Raw genomic sequence first — 14693 nt, forward strand, 5'->3', positions numbered from 1 at the left:
TATTTTAAAAACAGAATGACTTACTATGTCGTTTATGGCATAACTCTGCTAGTTGGGATTTTCGGGCTGTTAGATTTTTACTATTCAACTTTCAAAGTTGGATTTGGAAGTTTCGGAATTAATCCGATTTCGGCTGGTCTTTTAATATTACATATAGCGCTAGTATTTCAAATTGTGGATAAATTGGATTCAAATAAATAGTCTGATTTAACTCCTAGATGGTCAAATCTGCGTAAAACAAATACTTGCTACAACACAACCTAAACGTAATGCGGACAATAGGGCAAAACCGAAAGGTCTGTGTATATTTATGATGCCGCTAAATCTTATGGATTTAGCTTTGGAACAAAAAAAGAAAAAGCAAAACAATAAGCTTTAGCTTAGTGCGCAGACGGAAACGAAAAGTTTCATTGCCTCCGCACTACGCTTAGCCCAACCGTTAACTGTAATTAACACTCAAACCCAAAAAACAAACACCAAAAAATATGTTTGAAGAAGAATTTAAAAAGCACATCTCAAAATTTTCAACATCACCATTTTTATTTATTGGTTCGGGTTTTTCTAGAAGATATTTAGGACTACCGACTTGGGAATTATTACTAATGGAAATTTGTAAAGAACTTGGACTAACAAAACCTTATAACTTCTATAAATCTAATGCAGACTCAAAACTACCTAAAGTTGCATCAATAATTGGAGAAGATTTTAATGAACTATGGTGGAGCGGAGAAAAGTTTGAGGAAAGCCGTAAAGAATTTTCTGCTATCGCTGAAACAAAATATTCACCTCTAAAATTTGAAGTTGCAAAAAAGATACAAACACAGAACCAATTAATTAAAGATGATATAATTGACAAAGAGTTAAAACTTCTTAAAAAGATAAATATAGATGGTGCAATAACGACAAATTGGGACGAGCTTTTAGAAAATATTTTTCCTGAATTCAATAAGTTTGTTGGTCAAGAAGAATTAATATTTTCAGAATTATATTCAATAGGAGAAATATACAAAATTCACGGTTGCTCTTCAAAACCTAATTCGCTAATTCTAACAGAGGAAGATTACAATAATTACGAGGATAGAAATGCATATTTAGCAGCTAAATTATTAACTATATTTATTGAAAATCCAATAATTTTCATCGGATATAGTTTAGATGACAAAAACATTCAGTCTATATTAAAATCTATAATTAAATGTCTAACTAAAGAAAAAATTGACAAATTAAAAGATAGACTAATTTTCTGCCAATGGAATCCAAAGCCAATTCAAACGAGCATTATCGATAGCACTTTATTAATCTCTGACACAGTAATACCAATAAAATTAATCAGTACTAATAATTTTATAGAAATCTTCACAGTCTTAGCTAATAATAAAAGAAAATTGCCCATTAAAATTCTTAGGCAAATGAAAGGTATGGTTTATGACTTTGTTAAATCTAATAATTCTAAATCCAAAATATACGTTACAGACAATTTGGAAAATATAGAAAACATTCATAATGCTGAATTTGTATATGGCGTAGGTCTTAAAGACAAGTTTTCAGAAGTTGGTATCAAAGGTATTGAACTTAAAGATGTTCTCTTAGACGCTATTGAGTCCAGGAATTGGGAATCTGATAAAATATCCGAATTGTGTTTACCTTACCTAAATGCAAAATACATCCCGTATTTTAAACATTTAAGAAGCGCTAGTTATTTAAATGACAACAATGAAATTGATGAAGACAACGAAATAGTTGAGTTTTCCCCAGAATTTATAAAAAAGGTAAACGAAGTTAAACCTGAAAGTTTTTATCCGTCTGCTAATTACATAAGAAAAACAAAAGAAATTAATGATAAATATTCATCTTTTACTGAGTTAAAGTCTGCGAATAATCAGCTACACATCTTATTATATACACCATTATTATCAAGTGATAAGATAAATTTAGATGAACTTCTTAATTATTTAATTGATAATAAAAAGCTTCTTGATGATAGTAAATATGGAACTCATTTTAGAAAATTAATTTGTCTCTACGATTATCTGAAGTATAAAAAATAACTACAGCTAAAATCGTATAAAAAACATTAGGATGTTTGTGTTTAACCGAATGTTTGTACATATTAACAAGGTCTGCCTAATATAAAATATGAAGTTTATAATTGAAAAGACAAAAGCTAAATATTAATATTAATATTTAGCTAAGTTATAAACCGAAACGAAAGTGCTTATCACCTGCCCTACGTTTCTTATACTAAACGAAATAGGCGACAATGCTGCTTCGCATTAAAATGCCTGTAAGTGCCAAAATCCGAACAAAACCAAAATAAACCGTTACAACAGAATTTTGAATAAAAGAAAAAAAATATTTGAACTATCTGTTCTAGTCTTCCTTTCCATAATTTATATCATAGTGATTTGGGGAGGTATGAGCCAACAAAATATTAAACTAGAAGAAACACTTGAACTTACAGGTGTTGTTACCGATAAGGGAATTGATTACCATTTAAGCTCCAAAAGAAAAAAAACAAAATGTTTCTTTATAAGGTTAGATAATCTAGACCATAAAATTGGAGTAAAAAGGTTGTTTGATGGTTATGACAATTTAATCAACAGCCTTAAAATAGGCGATACAGTTACTATAAATTATTATGATAGGTACGTACCGTATGAAAACATCAATTTAGATTTGGTACAGATCCAAAAAGAAAAAGTAATTATTTTTAAAAAAGAGGAATACGAAGAAGGTCAAATGGTATTCGTATATGTTGGAATATTTGGGCTAATTGTCAACTTTTTTCTCTTATATAAGGTAATGAAAAGGAAAACATAGCTACATCAAAAATAAAGCAAAAATATGCCTTTAGAGAAAACCTTAGCCTGTAAGTAGTATCAACCATATTGATTTGTAATAACAAGAAAAAAGCAAATCAGCTACTCAGTCTTCTCAATTTTTACTGGTTGGGTCTTAAAATGCTATTGCGTGGTCTATTTCAGCAACACAACCAATTAATACCTATTGTTTAATAATTGATATTTTATTCTTTTTTATCGATTTTACCTGGTTATCAGTAGCATTAATAATTACATAATTGTTTGTTTTTAAACCACTTGTAATTCTATTTGATTAATCTTAACCAAGAAAATTTTAAGTAAGATTTCCACAACCACATCCTTGTAAGTGACTGAAATATTGTAACTTACCAATTATAGACTCACAGTACATAAATGAAAGATTTCTATTTTACTTTCTTAACCATTTTCGCTCTATCGTTCACGATACATTCTCAAACAGCAGATACCCTAGTAGATATTGGTGGCTATAACATGCATTTCAATATTATGAAAGGAGAAGGAACCCCTATTCTTTTTGAAGCTGGTGGCGGTGATGACAGTTCTGTTTGGGCACCTATTTTAGAAAGGATACATAAAGTTACCGGTACAACTCTAATTACATATGACAGATCAGGTTTCGGACAAAGTGAATTGAATCCGAAATTGAAGAACGATTCAGATTTCGATATTGAAAACGGAATAAAGGAATTAGAAACCGGACTTGCAAAATTAGAATACGATGATGATATTATTCTGGTTTCACATTCCTATGGCGGTCTCTATAATCTATTATATGCGAATAAACATCCTAAGAAAGTAAAATCGATTGTTTTAATAGATGCTACGCTAAGTGATTTTTGGAATGATGATTTCTTAGCTATGAGAGATATGTTTGTTGACATAAATACCATACCAAAGGGTACCGGCGATTATTACCTGAATTTTAATTACAATGAAATTATGCGTTCATTACGAAACACGCAGTTTCCTGAAAATATTCCTGTTACAAATATTTTTCCAGATAAATCCGCTCCAGTATATCCAGAAGAATATTCAAATAGATGGAAAAAAGTTCATATAGATTTAGGTAATAATAAAAACAATGTAACCAACATTATAGCTGAAAGCAGTGGTCATGCTATTTTTTATGACAATCCTAGTTTAGTAATCAACGCTATAGTTAAAGCCTATGTAGAAACACTAGACGAGAACCAACAAAACGTAGTCTTACAAAAGGCTTTGGACAATGCAATTGACCTATCAATTGTAACAAAGGTCCATAATCGCTCAGAAGAAGATTTAAATACATTGGGTTACTCCCTTTTACAAACCCAAGAATTGGACAAAGCGCTAGACGTATTTAAAACAACCACCATATTATTTCCAGAAAGTGCCAATGCTTATGATAGTTATGGTGAAGCTTTACTAATGGCAGACAAGAAAGATGCAGCTATTAAAATGTATGAGAAATCTATAGCGTTAAACCCAAAAAACGAAAACGGAAAAAAAATACTGCAAAGCTTAAGGGGAGAACAATAAAATGCAGTAGATATGACTAATGAAAAAACAAAATTATGGGGCTATTTGATTTTTTAAACAAAAGCGATAAAAAACAAGAGATTGTACAATTTAAAATTAGTAATGACGCGAACATTGAAAAAATAAAAAGGTATATAGATACACCACTATCACTAGCGGATAAAGTGACCGAAATTGATGAAATTACCACTAATAAAGATTTAGATGTGGAAACCAGAATCAATCAGCTCATGAAAATTTATGAATCGTTAGCTGACGACCAAAAAAAAACGAAAGAAGGCAGATACATCATTATACACATTGCAGAAATTCTCTTTTCTGAAAAATGGACAGACGATGCTTTTGATAATTATAATTTTGCCATGCAATTTAAAGATTCTATCGGTAACCCGTTTTTACATCTTAGATTAGGTCAATTATGCAAAATGCAGAACAATAAAGACAAAATGTATGATGAACTCAGCAGAGCCTTAATAATGGCAGGAGAGCCAATTTTTAAAGACGAAGACCCAAAACTTATGGAAATGGTCAAGAATATTTTAAAAGAACCTGTAGGCTGTTCTTGGAAGGTATACGAAGGTCAAGATTGGGCGATAACCAAATAATTAGCTACAATGACCAAAAAGATAGTATTGACGCTCTTATTAGTCATAACTACAACTATTTCATTTTCTCAATATACTTGGACCATCGGCGAGGTCATCCTTAAAAATGGTAAAACTATTTCAGGCGAAGTTAAGATTCCTGTAGTTTCAAAAGACTTAATACATTTTAACGGTAAATCTAAGGTTAGAGTAAAAGACGAATCAAACGGTAGAAAATACGTGTTTAACGAAGATGAAGTAGAGTTGATTAAATTTATCTACTCTGATAGCGAAGTCGCATATTTCACATACATACCTGTTTCTAAAAAGAAAAAAGAAATATTTTGCATTATTACCACTGGTTCTGTTACCCTTTATGGCAGAGCGGTTGGAATGACTTCAAGCTACCCTGGCATGATCACCTTTCGCAACCTTAATGAATTTTATGCTCAACGAGCCAATGAAAAAATTGCCACAGCTTTACAAACTGCAAGACCCTCAAAATCATTTAAGAATCGCGCAATTGACTACTTCAGTAATTGCCCTACAGTAGTATCCAAATTAAAAAATAAAACTCTTAATAAAGATGATATCATAAGAGTTGTGGAAGAATACAATAATTGTGCAGGCTAACGCTTTAGTATTATTACAGATAACAAAACAGTACCATTTACGTTATTAAGGCTCAACTTAACCCATTAATTATCATGTATAAAAAAGTACTTTTAGCTATTGTCTTGTTAGTCGCAGTTGTAAAAACAAGTAACGCTCAAGAATTACAAACACAAGTAGAAACTATAAATGCCTTTATAGAAGAACATAGTGAAAGTAATAGAAATTACTACGCAAAAATTAATGCCACACAAGGTAACGTGTACTTTTATAATGAAATACAGCATGCAATGCAGCTCACATTCCCTGTTCTAAAAATGGATGCGAACAATATAAAGATCACCAAAAAAGGACTCACATTTTATCCTAAAGAAAAAGGCTTGGTTGTGATTAAAAACTTTTCAACTTTTGCTCCTAAAGACATTGGCACAGCTTGGCTTAATATTATTAAAATGAGCAAGAAAGATAAAACTACATTACAAGGCATGATGCAGAAATTTATTATAGATTATCAAACTGCAATGAAAAAGTAGCTTCTAATTAAACGATTGTTTAGTAAAGAAAAAGCCCTAAGAATATACCTTAGGGCTTTTTGTTTGTATGAATTAGAGTGTTATTTACCGCCGTCTAATTTATCTTGTAATACTTTCAATTTATCCCAATCTCCGGAAGCAGCTAATTTAGCTTGTTTTGGCCAGCTACCTGGTTTATGCATAGTATAACGTGGTCCTGCTTCTTTTAAAATTCCTTCAAGCGTTTTTACAGAAGCTCCTGCTAATTTCTCAAAAGTACCTATCCCCTTCTCTGTTAATATAGAGGCAATTTTAGGTCCTATACCTTCAATTTTCTTTAAATCATCTTTCTTAGCCTTGGCTACAGGTTTCTTTGCTACAGGCTTTTTAACTGCAGGTTTTTTGGCAGCCGCCTTTTTAACCGGTTTCTTTTTCGCCGGTAATGCGGTTAAATCAACAACACTATTATCTATACCTGCATACGGAGATGGAACATAAGCATCAGCAGCATGGTCATTGAACCATCCTTTGTCTTCGCTCAAGTATCTGAACTCATAACTTTTACCTGTTTCCAGTTTTATACTTTTTACATACGATCCGTTCTTTTTTTCCATTTGGTAAGAACTATCGTTGGTTTGCCAATCATTGAAGTCTCCCAACAATATCACATTCGCCTCACTCGGAGCTTCATTTGCCCCAACTGTAAACGTAACCGTAGTATGCGTACCCTTTCCTTTTGTCTCTTTTGTTAATGCCATTTTTCTGTAGTGTTTTAATTCTAGATAAAAGTTACATAGAAATTACTCATTTTCAAAAGTTTGCATTAAAATATTAGAAGATTTTAAAATATTGGATAAGATTGGTCTATTGAAATGTCTTTTAATTAAAAAGACAACAACTAATTATTAAATCTATATTATGATTATTACTTTAATACAGACAGCATTGGTATGAACCAGTTAAAAAAAAAATTATTTAATTTATAAAATATATTATCGTAATATTGCAATGAAACATTTAAGTTAAAAGAATGGGACTAGCAAAGACAGAGATGTTTACCAATGAGCAGAACAAGATTTCAATGTTCGCAAAAGCCTTTGGTCACCCTGCACGTGTTGCTATATTACAACATTTGTTCAAGATAGACACCTGCATTTGTGGCGATTTGGTCAGCGAAATAGGCTTAGCACAACCTACCATATCTCAACATCTTAAAGAATTGAAGAATTTAGGATTAATAAAAGGTAATGTAGAAGGTACTAGCGTTTGTTATTGTATAGATAAAGACAACTGGTCTAGCATGAAAGATATTATGGCGCAATTTCTAGATCAAGATATCTCTAGCAACAGTTGCTGTTAAAAAAATTTAACTTAATTAATCGTTTTATTGCGATATAATAATATTAAGAAGCAAAAATTTAAAACATAGCATTATGAAACTATCAGAAATTAAAAATCATTTGACAAAACTGGACACTATAGCATTTGAATTACCAAATGGCGAGTTAGTGCCAAACCATTTTCACGTAACCGAAGTAGGTAAGATCACCAAGAATTTTATCGATTGCGGTGGTACGGTCAGAAACGAAGAAGTAGTAAATTTTCAACTTTGGAATGCCAACGATTATAATCATAGATTACACCCAGAAAAGTTGATCAATATTATTGAACTTTCTGAGAAGGTATTGAAAATAGAAGATTTGGAAATTGAGGTAGAATACCAGGGGCAAACCATAGAGAAATTCGGATTAGATTTTGACGGTACCAATTTCAAATTAACCTCTAAGGAAACAGACTGTTTGGCTAAAGATAATTGTGGCATTCCTGAAGAAAAGCAAAAAGTAAAACTTTCGGATATCAATAATGAACCATGTTGTACACCTGATGGCAATTGCTGTTAACCTTTAAATTAACCTAAGAAAATGATTACTACAAAAACGAATATGTTACCAGAAATTGAGAGTTTAATAAAAGAACTGAATACCGATTCCATTACAGCAGATCGTAAAGTTGTTTTACAACCATTGGTAGATTACATTCAAGAGAAAACGAATGCTAATGAAGAAATCAGAATAAATTTCATCTGCACCCACAACTCCAGAAGAAGTCATTTATCTCAAGTTTGGGCACAGACTATGGCAAACTATTATGGTATTAAAAATGTATTTTGCTATTCTGGTGGTACAGAAGCTACTGCCCTATTCCCTATGGTTGCAGAGACATTAAAAAATCAAGGTTTCCAGATTCAAAAATTATCAGAAACCAGTAATCCTGTTTATGCCATTAAATTTTCTGAGAACGAGTATCCGGTAATTGGCTTTTCTAAATCATATGAAGATCCTTTCAATCCGTCAGCACAATTTGCAGCAGTCATGACATGCTCTCAAGCAGATGACGGTTGCCCCTTTATTGCTGGTGCGGAAAAAAGAGTTCCTATCACTTTTGAAGACCCTAAGGCTTTTGATAATACTCCTCAGCAAGCAGAAAAATATGCTGAAAGAAGTATACAGATTGCAACGGAATTATTTTACATATTCTCACAAATCAACAAGTAAAAATGGCTTCTAAAAAATTAAGTTTTCTAGATAAAAACCTAACCTGGTGGATTTTTGCCGCCATGGCTATTGGTGTCGGTATAGGATACTTCTTCCCCACCTTCCCTGATTTCATTAATTCATTTAGCAGTGGCAGCACAAATATTCCTATTGCTATTGGGTTGATATTAATGATGTATCCGCCACTAGCAAAAGTTAATTATGCTTTGTTACCTAAGGTGTTTAGAAATACCAAAATACTATCTATAAGTCTAATTTTAAACTGGATTATAGGTCCTGTTTTAATGTTCATACTGGCCATTACCTTTTTATCAGATTATCCAGAATATATGGTTGGTCTTATTCTTATTGGTCTTGCACGTTGTATAGCCATGGTTTTGGTATGGAACGACCTTGCCGATGGTAGTAGCGAGTATGGGGCAGGGTTAGTTGCACTGAACAGTATTTTTCAGGTATTTGCCTATAGCTTTTATGCATGGATATTTATTACGGTACTTCCACCCTATTTTGGGTTTGAAGGCGCAATCGTAGATATTTCTATTGGCACCATTGCCGAAAGTGTAGCTATCTATTTAGGTTTACCCTTTTTAACGGGAATATTAAGCAGGTTGATTTTAGTGAAGTTAAAAGGCGAAGAATGGTATACCAACAAATTCATACCAACAATTTCACCTATGACATTGATTGCACTGCTATTTACCATTGTTATCATGTTCTCCTTAAAAGGTGAATTAATAGTTGAAATACCTATGGATGTATTAATTATTGCAGTTCCGTTACTAATCTACTTCACTTTAATGTTCATTATCGGATTCTTTTTTACCAAAGCAACCGGTGCAGCATATGACAAAACAGCATCAGTAGCCTTCACGGCAGCCGGAAACAATTTTGAACTTGCTATAGCTGTAGCCATTGCCGTATTTGGTCTTAATTCCGGTCAGGCATTTGCAGGTGTTATTGGTCCGCTAGTTGAAGTACCTGCACTTATATTTTTAGTGAAGGTTTCTTTTTGGTTGAAGAAAAAGTATTTTAACACTACTAAAGAACCAGCAGTCTAAAATAGTTTGTGTGTATGAAATCACCCAAGAAACTAATACATAACGGTAAATTATAATAGATTAAAGCCTCTATCTACAAATTTTGTACATAGAGGCTTATTTGTTCCATAATGTTACCTGAATAAATATAATATGTAAAAAGTAATCAACATTCGGCAATTAGCATACTATTATCAGCAAGTATCCCTTTAATTTTGTCAAAGTATAATTAATTCTATATTCTAACAAATACACATGAGTAAAGTAGCATTAATTACAGGGGCATCATCGGGCATGGGAAAATCTACAGCCAACATATTAAAAAGTCAGGGTTACATTGTATATGGAGCTGCAAGAAGGATGGAAGAAATGCAGGATTTAAAAGCGCAAGGAATACATATCGTGCCTTTAGACTTAACCAAAGATGATTCCATTGTATCGTGTGTAGATACCATAATTGATAAAGAAGGTAGAATAGATATCTTAATCAATAATGCCGGTTACGGATCATACGGAACGGTGGAAGATGTTCCGTTAGAAGAAGCCAAAAGACAGTTTGAAGTGAATTTATTTGGTTTGGCACGTATTACACAATTGATCATACCAAAAATGAGGGAACAAAAGTATGGTAGAATTGTAAACATATCCTCTATGGGCGGAAAAGTGTATTTACTATTAGGAGCTTGGTATTTTGCCACAAAACATGCTTTAGAAGGATGGAGCGATTGCCTGCGACTAGAGCTAAAGCCATTTGGTATTGATGTAGTCATTGTAGAACCTGGCGGAATAAAAACTCCTTGGGGATTAATTGCCGCAGAAAGTTTGAGAGAAACTTCAGGTAAGGGCGCTTATGCTACATTTGCAAATTCAGTGGCAGACACCATGAAAAAAGATTTTACAAATAATCGTTTTACAGATGTCAACGTATTAGGTAAAACGATAGCCAAGGCGGCTACGGTAAAAAAACCGAAAATTAGATACGTTAAAGGCTATTCTGCCAAGTTAGCAATAACGGCACGTAAATGGTTAGGTGACCGTATATTTGATAAAGTGATTATGAGTCAATATAAATAGAATGATTAAAAGAATCTTAAAAAAAATAATGATAACAACCCTAGCAATAATAGGTATATTGGCTATCGCCGTTCTGGCGTTCACCAATTTTTACCCAAGTTTTGGAGGTAACAGCACTAAAGAGCAAAAACGAATTTATGAAAAATCTAACCAGTTTAACAACGGTAAATTCCGTAATGTAAAACCTGTTCCAGAAGACTTAAGCTTTTCTGACAAGCTAAGTTTAGCGTATACTTTTTTCACCACCAATGTACCCAATGGCCGCCCCAAAGAAGATTTAAAGCCACGTAAAATAGATTCAACCGATATTGCTGATTATAAAGGAGAAGCAAGATTGATATGGTTTGGGCATTCCTCTTTTTTATTACAGATCGAAGGAAAAAATATTTTAATAGACCCAATGTTTGGCGCGGTGGCAGCCCCTCACCCACTTTTAGGTGAAAAGCGTTTTAATAAAGAATTTCCAATTGCAATTGAACAATTACCACATATTGATGCAGTTATTTTCTCTCATGATCATTATGACCATTTAGATTACGAATCTGTTCTAAAAATCAAGGATAAAACAAATCACTTTTATACACCTCTTGGTGTTGGCAATCATTTGACCGCATGGGGAGTTTCTGGTGCCAAAATCAAAGAGATGGATTGGTGGCAAGAGACACAATTTGGTTCGCTAAAATTTGTTTGTACGCCAGCGCAACATTTCTCTGGCAGAGGCTTAAACAACGCACAAAGTACACTTTGGAGCTCTTGGGTGATTACTTCAGAAAACGAAAATATATTTTTTAGCGGAGATAGTGGCTACGCAGATCATTTTAAAGAAATTGGAAACAAATATGGTCCTTTTGACATTGCGTTAATGGAATGTGGTCAATACAACAAATTATGGTCAGATATTCACATGATGCCAGAAGAAACTGCGCAAGCCGGCATAGACGTAAAAGCAAAAAAGATAATGCCTATTCACTGGGCAGGTTTCAAATTAGCCTTGCACGAATGGACAGATCCCATCAAAAGAGTGGAAGCAAAAGCTGCCGAACTGAATATTAAAGTAATTGCACCACAAATTGGGCAAGAAATAATGGTAAAAGACAGCATTGATAACTATAAGAATTGGTGGAAAGACTTATAAATTACACATTTGGTTAAATTACCTTATTATGAAAATAACAACATCATACTTGCATTCATAATAAGTCAAGCATATGAATACTTTCAAAGCAAAACAATTACCTATGAAATCTAAAACACTGATTTTTCTTCTAACAAGCCTTTTACTATTCTCTTGCCAAGAAAAGCAATCTGTCAAAAAAGAAAATAACAAAACGCCTCAATTTCAGAATCAAGGTCAAGAATTAGTTATGAAAATGATAGAAAAAGTAGGTACTTACCAAACGTTAAGAAGTAAAAAAGATGTAATATACTCTTACAGCTATCAAACCCCAGATGGCAAAACAGATATTTCCAATGAAAAATACATTTTTGATGGTGAACTATCTTATGGCAAATACAACAAGCACCAAAGAACATTAAGCAATTTTGAAGGTACTATTGAACAAGGCTATGATGGCAAAGAGTTTTGGCTTAAAAATAATGGGGAAATCATTTTAGATAGTAGTGCCCTAAAAAGAGTTGGATTCAATAGACCCACTAATTTTTATTGGTTTACCATGTTTCAAAAGCTAATGGACAAAGGTGTATCCTACGAATACCTAGGCGAAGAAACGTTGAACCAAACTATATATGAAATCGTTAAGGTTTCCTTTGATTTTGACAACTCCAAACCAACGGACGTCTATCAGTTATATATTAATAAAAACACTCATTTGGTAGATCAATTTCTATTTACGGTTGCAGATTTTGGAGCAATGGAAACTCCTAATCTAATGGTTTTAGAATACGAAGCAGTAGATAGCATACTGATACCTACCAAGCGTAAATACAAGAAATCTACTTGGCAAGCCACTGTAAGCGATGCCCCTTGGGTTAAAGTAAATTGGACCAATATTAAGTTCAATAACGGCTTAACACCTGCTGATTTCGAAAAATAAGCTTTATATTTTGGTTCATTATTAATTTTAAACCCGCATATACTATAAAACAGTACTAAAATCTGTTAAAACCTATGCGGTTTTTCTATAATTTAAATAGATTGCAACCTCTGTTTTAAACTCAACGAAGACATATGATGTCTTTAAACAACAAACAACTCGAACCTAACTAACAACTCAACATATGTCAACAAAAACCGACTACTCCACGTTTGATAATTTAAACGAAGAACAACTACCCGTTGCAAAACATAAGTTACATGATTGGACGCATTTTGCGGGCTTATATGCCGCAGAACACGTTGCAGCAACAGAATTTGTAATTGGTGCTACATTTGTAGCCCTTGGAGCTAAAACAATGGATATCATCTTAGGTCTGCTGATCGGAAATATCTTAGCAGTACTTAGCTGGACATTCATCACATCTCCTATTGCAGTAGAAACTAGATTAAGTTTATATACATACCTAAATAAAATTGCAGGAGATTCTATGACAAAGCTCTATAACTGGGCAAACGTTATTATATTTTCGGTCATATCCGCTGCAATGATTACCGTTTCCGCTACCGCAGTCCGTTTTGCTTTTGATATTCCCGCTCAATTAAACTGGTACCCTACCAACATGTGGTTTGTAGTTATCGTATTTTGTGTTGGGCTCGTTGTGGTATCTATAGCCTTATACGGATTTAATGCAGTATCTGAATTTTCAGGTATTTGCGCACCATGGCTTTTTGTAATGTTTACAAGTGGTGCCATGGTATTACTGCCAGCTCTTTCTTTAGATGTCTTAGGAACAACATTACCTAACGGATGGAACGATCTGATATCGCTCGGTGACCAATCTATATGGACCGGAGTAGATAGTGCCGGAGAACCCGGTATTGGGCTCGTAGAAGTTATAGGTTTTGCATGGGCTGCGAATACAATCACTCATTTTGGATTAATAGATATGGCATTGTTACGTTTTGCCAAAAAGAAGTCTTATGGTCTTGCCACAAGTACAGGTATGATGTTTGGGCACTATGTTGCTTGGATAGCAGCAGGGATTATGGGAGCAGGTGCTGCTGTAATAATTGGTAAGACTATTGTAGAACTAGATCCGGGCGATGTTGCATTTTATGCTTTAGGTTGGTCTGGTTTCGTAATCGTAATCGTAGCAGGTTGGACAACAGCAATAACAAATTTATACAGAGCCGGGCTAGCGGCACAAGCTATTTTCTATAATCATTCACGTAAAAAGACAACAATTGTTGTTGGTTTAATCACGATTGCCATAGCCTGTTTCCCATTTGTATTTTCACAGATTTTACCGCTATTAACCTATGCAGGTTTATTGGTTGTTCCTGTTGGTGGTATTGTGTTTGCTGAACATCAAATATTTCCAAGAATAGGATATACACGTTATTGGTCTCAATATAGAAATTTAACGTTTAGTACACCCGCAATTGTTTCATGGGGATTAGGGTTAGTATTCGGTTTTGGTTTAAACGCATTGAACGTGATGTCTTTCTTTTATCTATTTATACCTACATGGATTTTTACTATTGTTATTTACACAGTTCTTGCTGGCAAATACGGAGCTAAAAATAAGTACCCGCAAGCTGAGGAAAATGAAAAGTTAAGAAACCAGCAAATTGAAGCATATCAAGAAGAAAAAAGCAAATTAGAGACAAAACCTAAAAAAGACACCTCGCTACTAACTAAAGTTATACAAATGGTTTCGATAGTGGCACTTATTATCACCTTGGTATTGGCAGGCCTTGTACTTTTTGACAGTGCTAACGAAAATATCTATGTTGAAAATAGAGAAACCTTTTATCGTTACGCCTTTATATGTACTGTAACATATTTTGTTACTGCTTATTGGGCATTACTACGTGGCAAATCAAAAAAACTAAGCTAAA

The 14693-nt window shown here is 33.4% G+C and carries 15 protein-coding genes; 14 read left to right on the top strand and 1 reads right to left on the bottom strand.

Annotation, left to right across the window (positions count from 1 at the left end):
- Nucleotides 1-485: 485 nt before the first annotated feature.
- The 6 genes from SJY30_RS05930 to SJY30_RS05955 all read left to right on the top strand — a co-directional run bounded on the left by SJY30_RS05930 (nucleotide 486) and on the right by SJY30_RS05955 (nucleotide 6090).
- Nucleotides 486-2048, top strand: a complete 1563-nt coding sequence (locus SJY30_RS05930; protein ID WP_396634663.1) for an SIR2 family protein — start codon at nucleotides 486-488, stop codon at nucleotides 2046-2048.
- A 286-nt stretch (nucleotides 2049-2334) separates the two neighbouring features.
- Nucleotides 2335-2820, top strand: coding sequence for a hypothetical protein (locus SJY30_RS05935; RefSeq protein WP_396634664.1), 486 nt, complete (start codon nucleotides 2335-2337; stop codon nucleotides 2818-2820).
- A 395-nt stretch (nucleotides 2821-3215) separates the two neighbouring features.
- A complete protein-coding gene (locus SJY30_RS05940) occupies nucleotides 3216-4361 on the top strand; it encodes an alpha/beta fold hydrolase (RefSeq protein ID WP_396634665.1) in 1146 nt (381 codons plus the stop codon).
- A 35-nt stretch (nucleotides 4362-4396) separates the two neighbouring features.
- On the top strand, nucleotides 4397-4966 hold the full coding sequence (locus SJY30_RS05945) for a hypothetical protein (RefSeq protein ID WP_396634666.1): 570 nt from the start codon (nucleotides 4397-4399) through the stop codon (nucleotides 4964-4966).
- A gap of 9 nt (nucleotides 4967-4975) precedes the next feature.
- Complete coding sequence (locus SJY30_RS05950) at nucleotides 4976-5578, top strand: hypothetical protein (RefSeq protein WP_396634667.1); 603 nt, start codon at nucleotides 4976-4978, stop codon at nucleotides 5576-5578.
- 74 nt (nucleotides 5579-5652) lie between these two features.
- On the top strand, nucleotides 5653-6090 hold the full coding sequence (locus tag SJY30_RS05955; protein WP_396634668.1) for a hypothetical protein: 438 nt from the start codon (nucleotides 5653-5655) through the stop codon (nucleotides 6088-6090).
- Nucleotides 6091-6170: 80 nt separating this feature from the next.
- Here SJY30_RS05955 and SJY30_RS05960 read toward each other — a convergent pair whose 3' ends face one another.
- The gene (locus SJY30_RS05960) at nucleotides 6171-6827 is read right to left on the bottom strand and encodes a helix-hairpin-helix domain-containing protein (RefSeq protein WP_396634669.1); all 657 of its coding nucleotides are present in this window, start codon (nucleotides 6825-6827) and stop codon (nucleotides 6171-6173) included.
- A gap of 272 nt (nucleotides 6828-7099) precedes the next feature.
- Between SJY30_RS05960 and SJY30_RS05965 the strand changes: the two genes are divergently transcribed.
- The 8 genes from SJY30_RS05965 (at nucleotide 7100) to SJY30_RS06000 (ending at nucleotide 14692) form a co-directional block, all read left to right on the top strand.
- Complete coding sequence (locus SJY30_RS05965) at nucleotides 7100-7429, top strand: helix-turn-helix transcriptional regulator (RefSeq protein ID WP_303599251.1); 330 nt, start codon at nucleotides 7100-7102, stop codon at nucleotides 7427-7429.
- Nucleotides 7430-7502: 73 nt separating this feature from the next.
- Complete coding sequence (locus tag SJY30_RS05970; RefSeq protein WP_396634670.1) at nucleotides 7503-7970, top strand: DUF6428 family protein; 468 nt, start codon at nucleotides 7503-7505, stop codon at nucleotides 7968-7970.
- A 21-nt stretch (nucleotides 7971-7991) separates the two neighbouring features.
- On the top strand, nucleotides 7992-8624 hold the full coding sequence (locus SJY30_RS05975) for a low molecular weight phosphatase family protein (RefSeq protein WP_396634671.1): 633 nt from the start codon (nucleotides 7992-7994) through the stop codon (nucleotides 8622-8624).
- A gap of 2 nt (nucleotides 8625-8626) precedes the next feature.
- Nucleotides 8627-9682 carry an ACR3 family arsenite efflux transporter gene (gene arsB / locus SJY30_RS05980; protein ID WP_396634672.1) on the top strand — a complete coding sequence of 352 codons (1056 nt, stop codon included), beginning with the start codon at nucleotides 8627-8629 and terminating at the stop codon, nucleotides 9680-9682.
- A 234-nt stretch (nucleotides 9683-9916) separates the two neighbouring features.
- Nucleotides 9917-10735 carry an oxidoreductase gene (locus tag SJY30_RS05985; protein WP_396634673.1) on the top strand — a complete coding sequence of 273 codons (819 nt, stop codon included), beginning with the start codon at nucleotides 9917-9919 and terminating at the stop codon, nucleotides 10733-10735.
- Between the two features lie 28 nt (nucleotides 10736-10763).
- Nucleotides 10764-11870, top strand: a complete 1107-nt coding sequence (locus SJY30_RS05990; RefSeq protein ID WP_396634674.1) for an MBL fold metallo-hydrolase — start codon at nucleotides 10764-10766, stop codon at nucleotides 11868-11870.
- Nucleotides 11871-11973: 103 nt separating this feature from the next.
- The gene (locus SJY30_RS05995; protein WP_396634675.1) at nucleotides 11974-12789 is read left to right on the top strand and encodes a hypothetical protein; all 816 of its coding nucleotides are present in this window, start codon (nucleotides 11974-11976) and stop codon (nucleotides 12787-12789) included.
- Between the two features lie 184 nt (nucleotides 12790-12973).
- Nucleotides 12974-14692: a purine-cytosine permease family protein gene (locus SJY30_RS06000; RefSeq protein ID WP_396634676.1), complete on the top strand. Its 1719-nt coding sequence runs from the start codon at nucleotides 12974-12976 to the stop codon at nucleotides 14690-14692.
- Nucleotide 14693: the final 1 nt, after the last annotated feature.

This window comes from Maribacter sp. R86514 (genome assembly GCF_044597005.1).
GTDB lineage: Bacteria > Bacteroidota > Bacteroidia > Flavobacteriales > Flavobacteriaceae > Maribacter.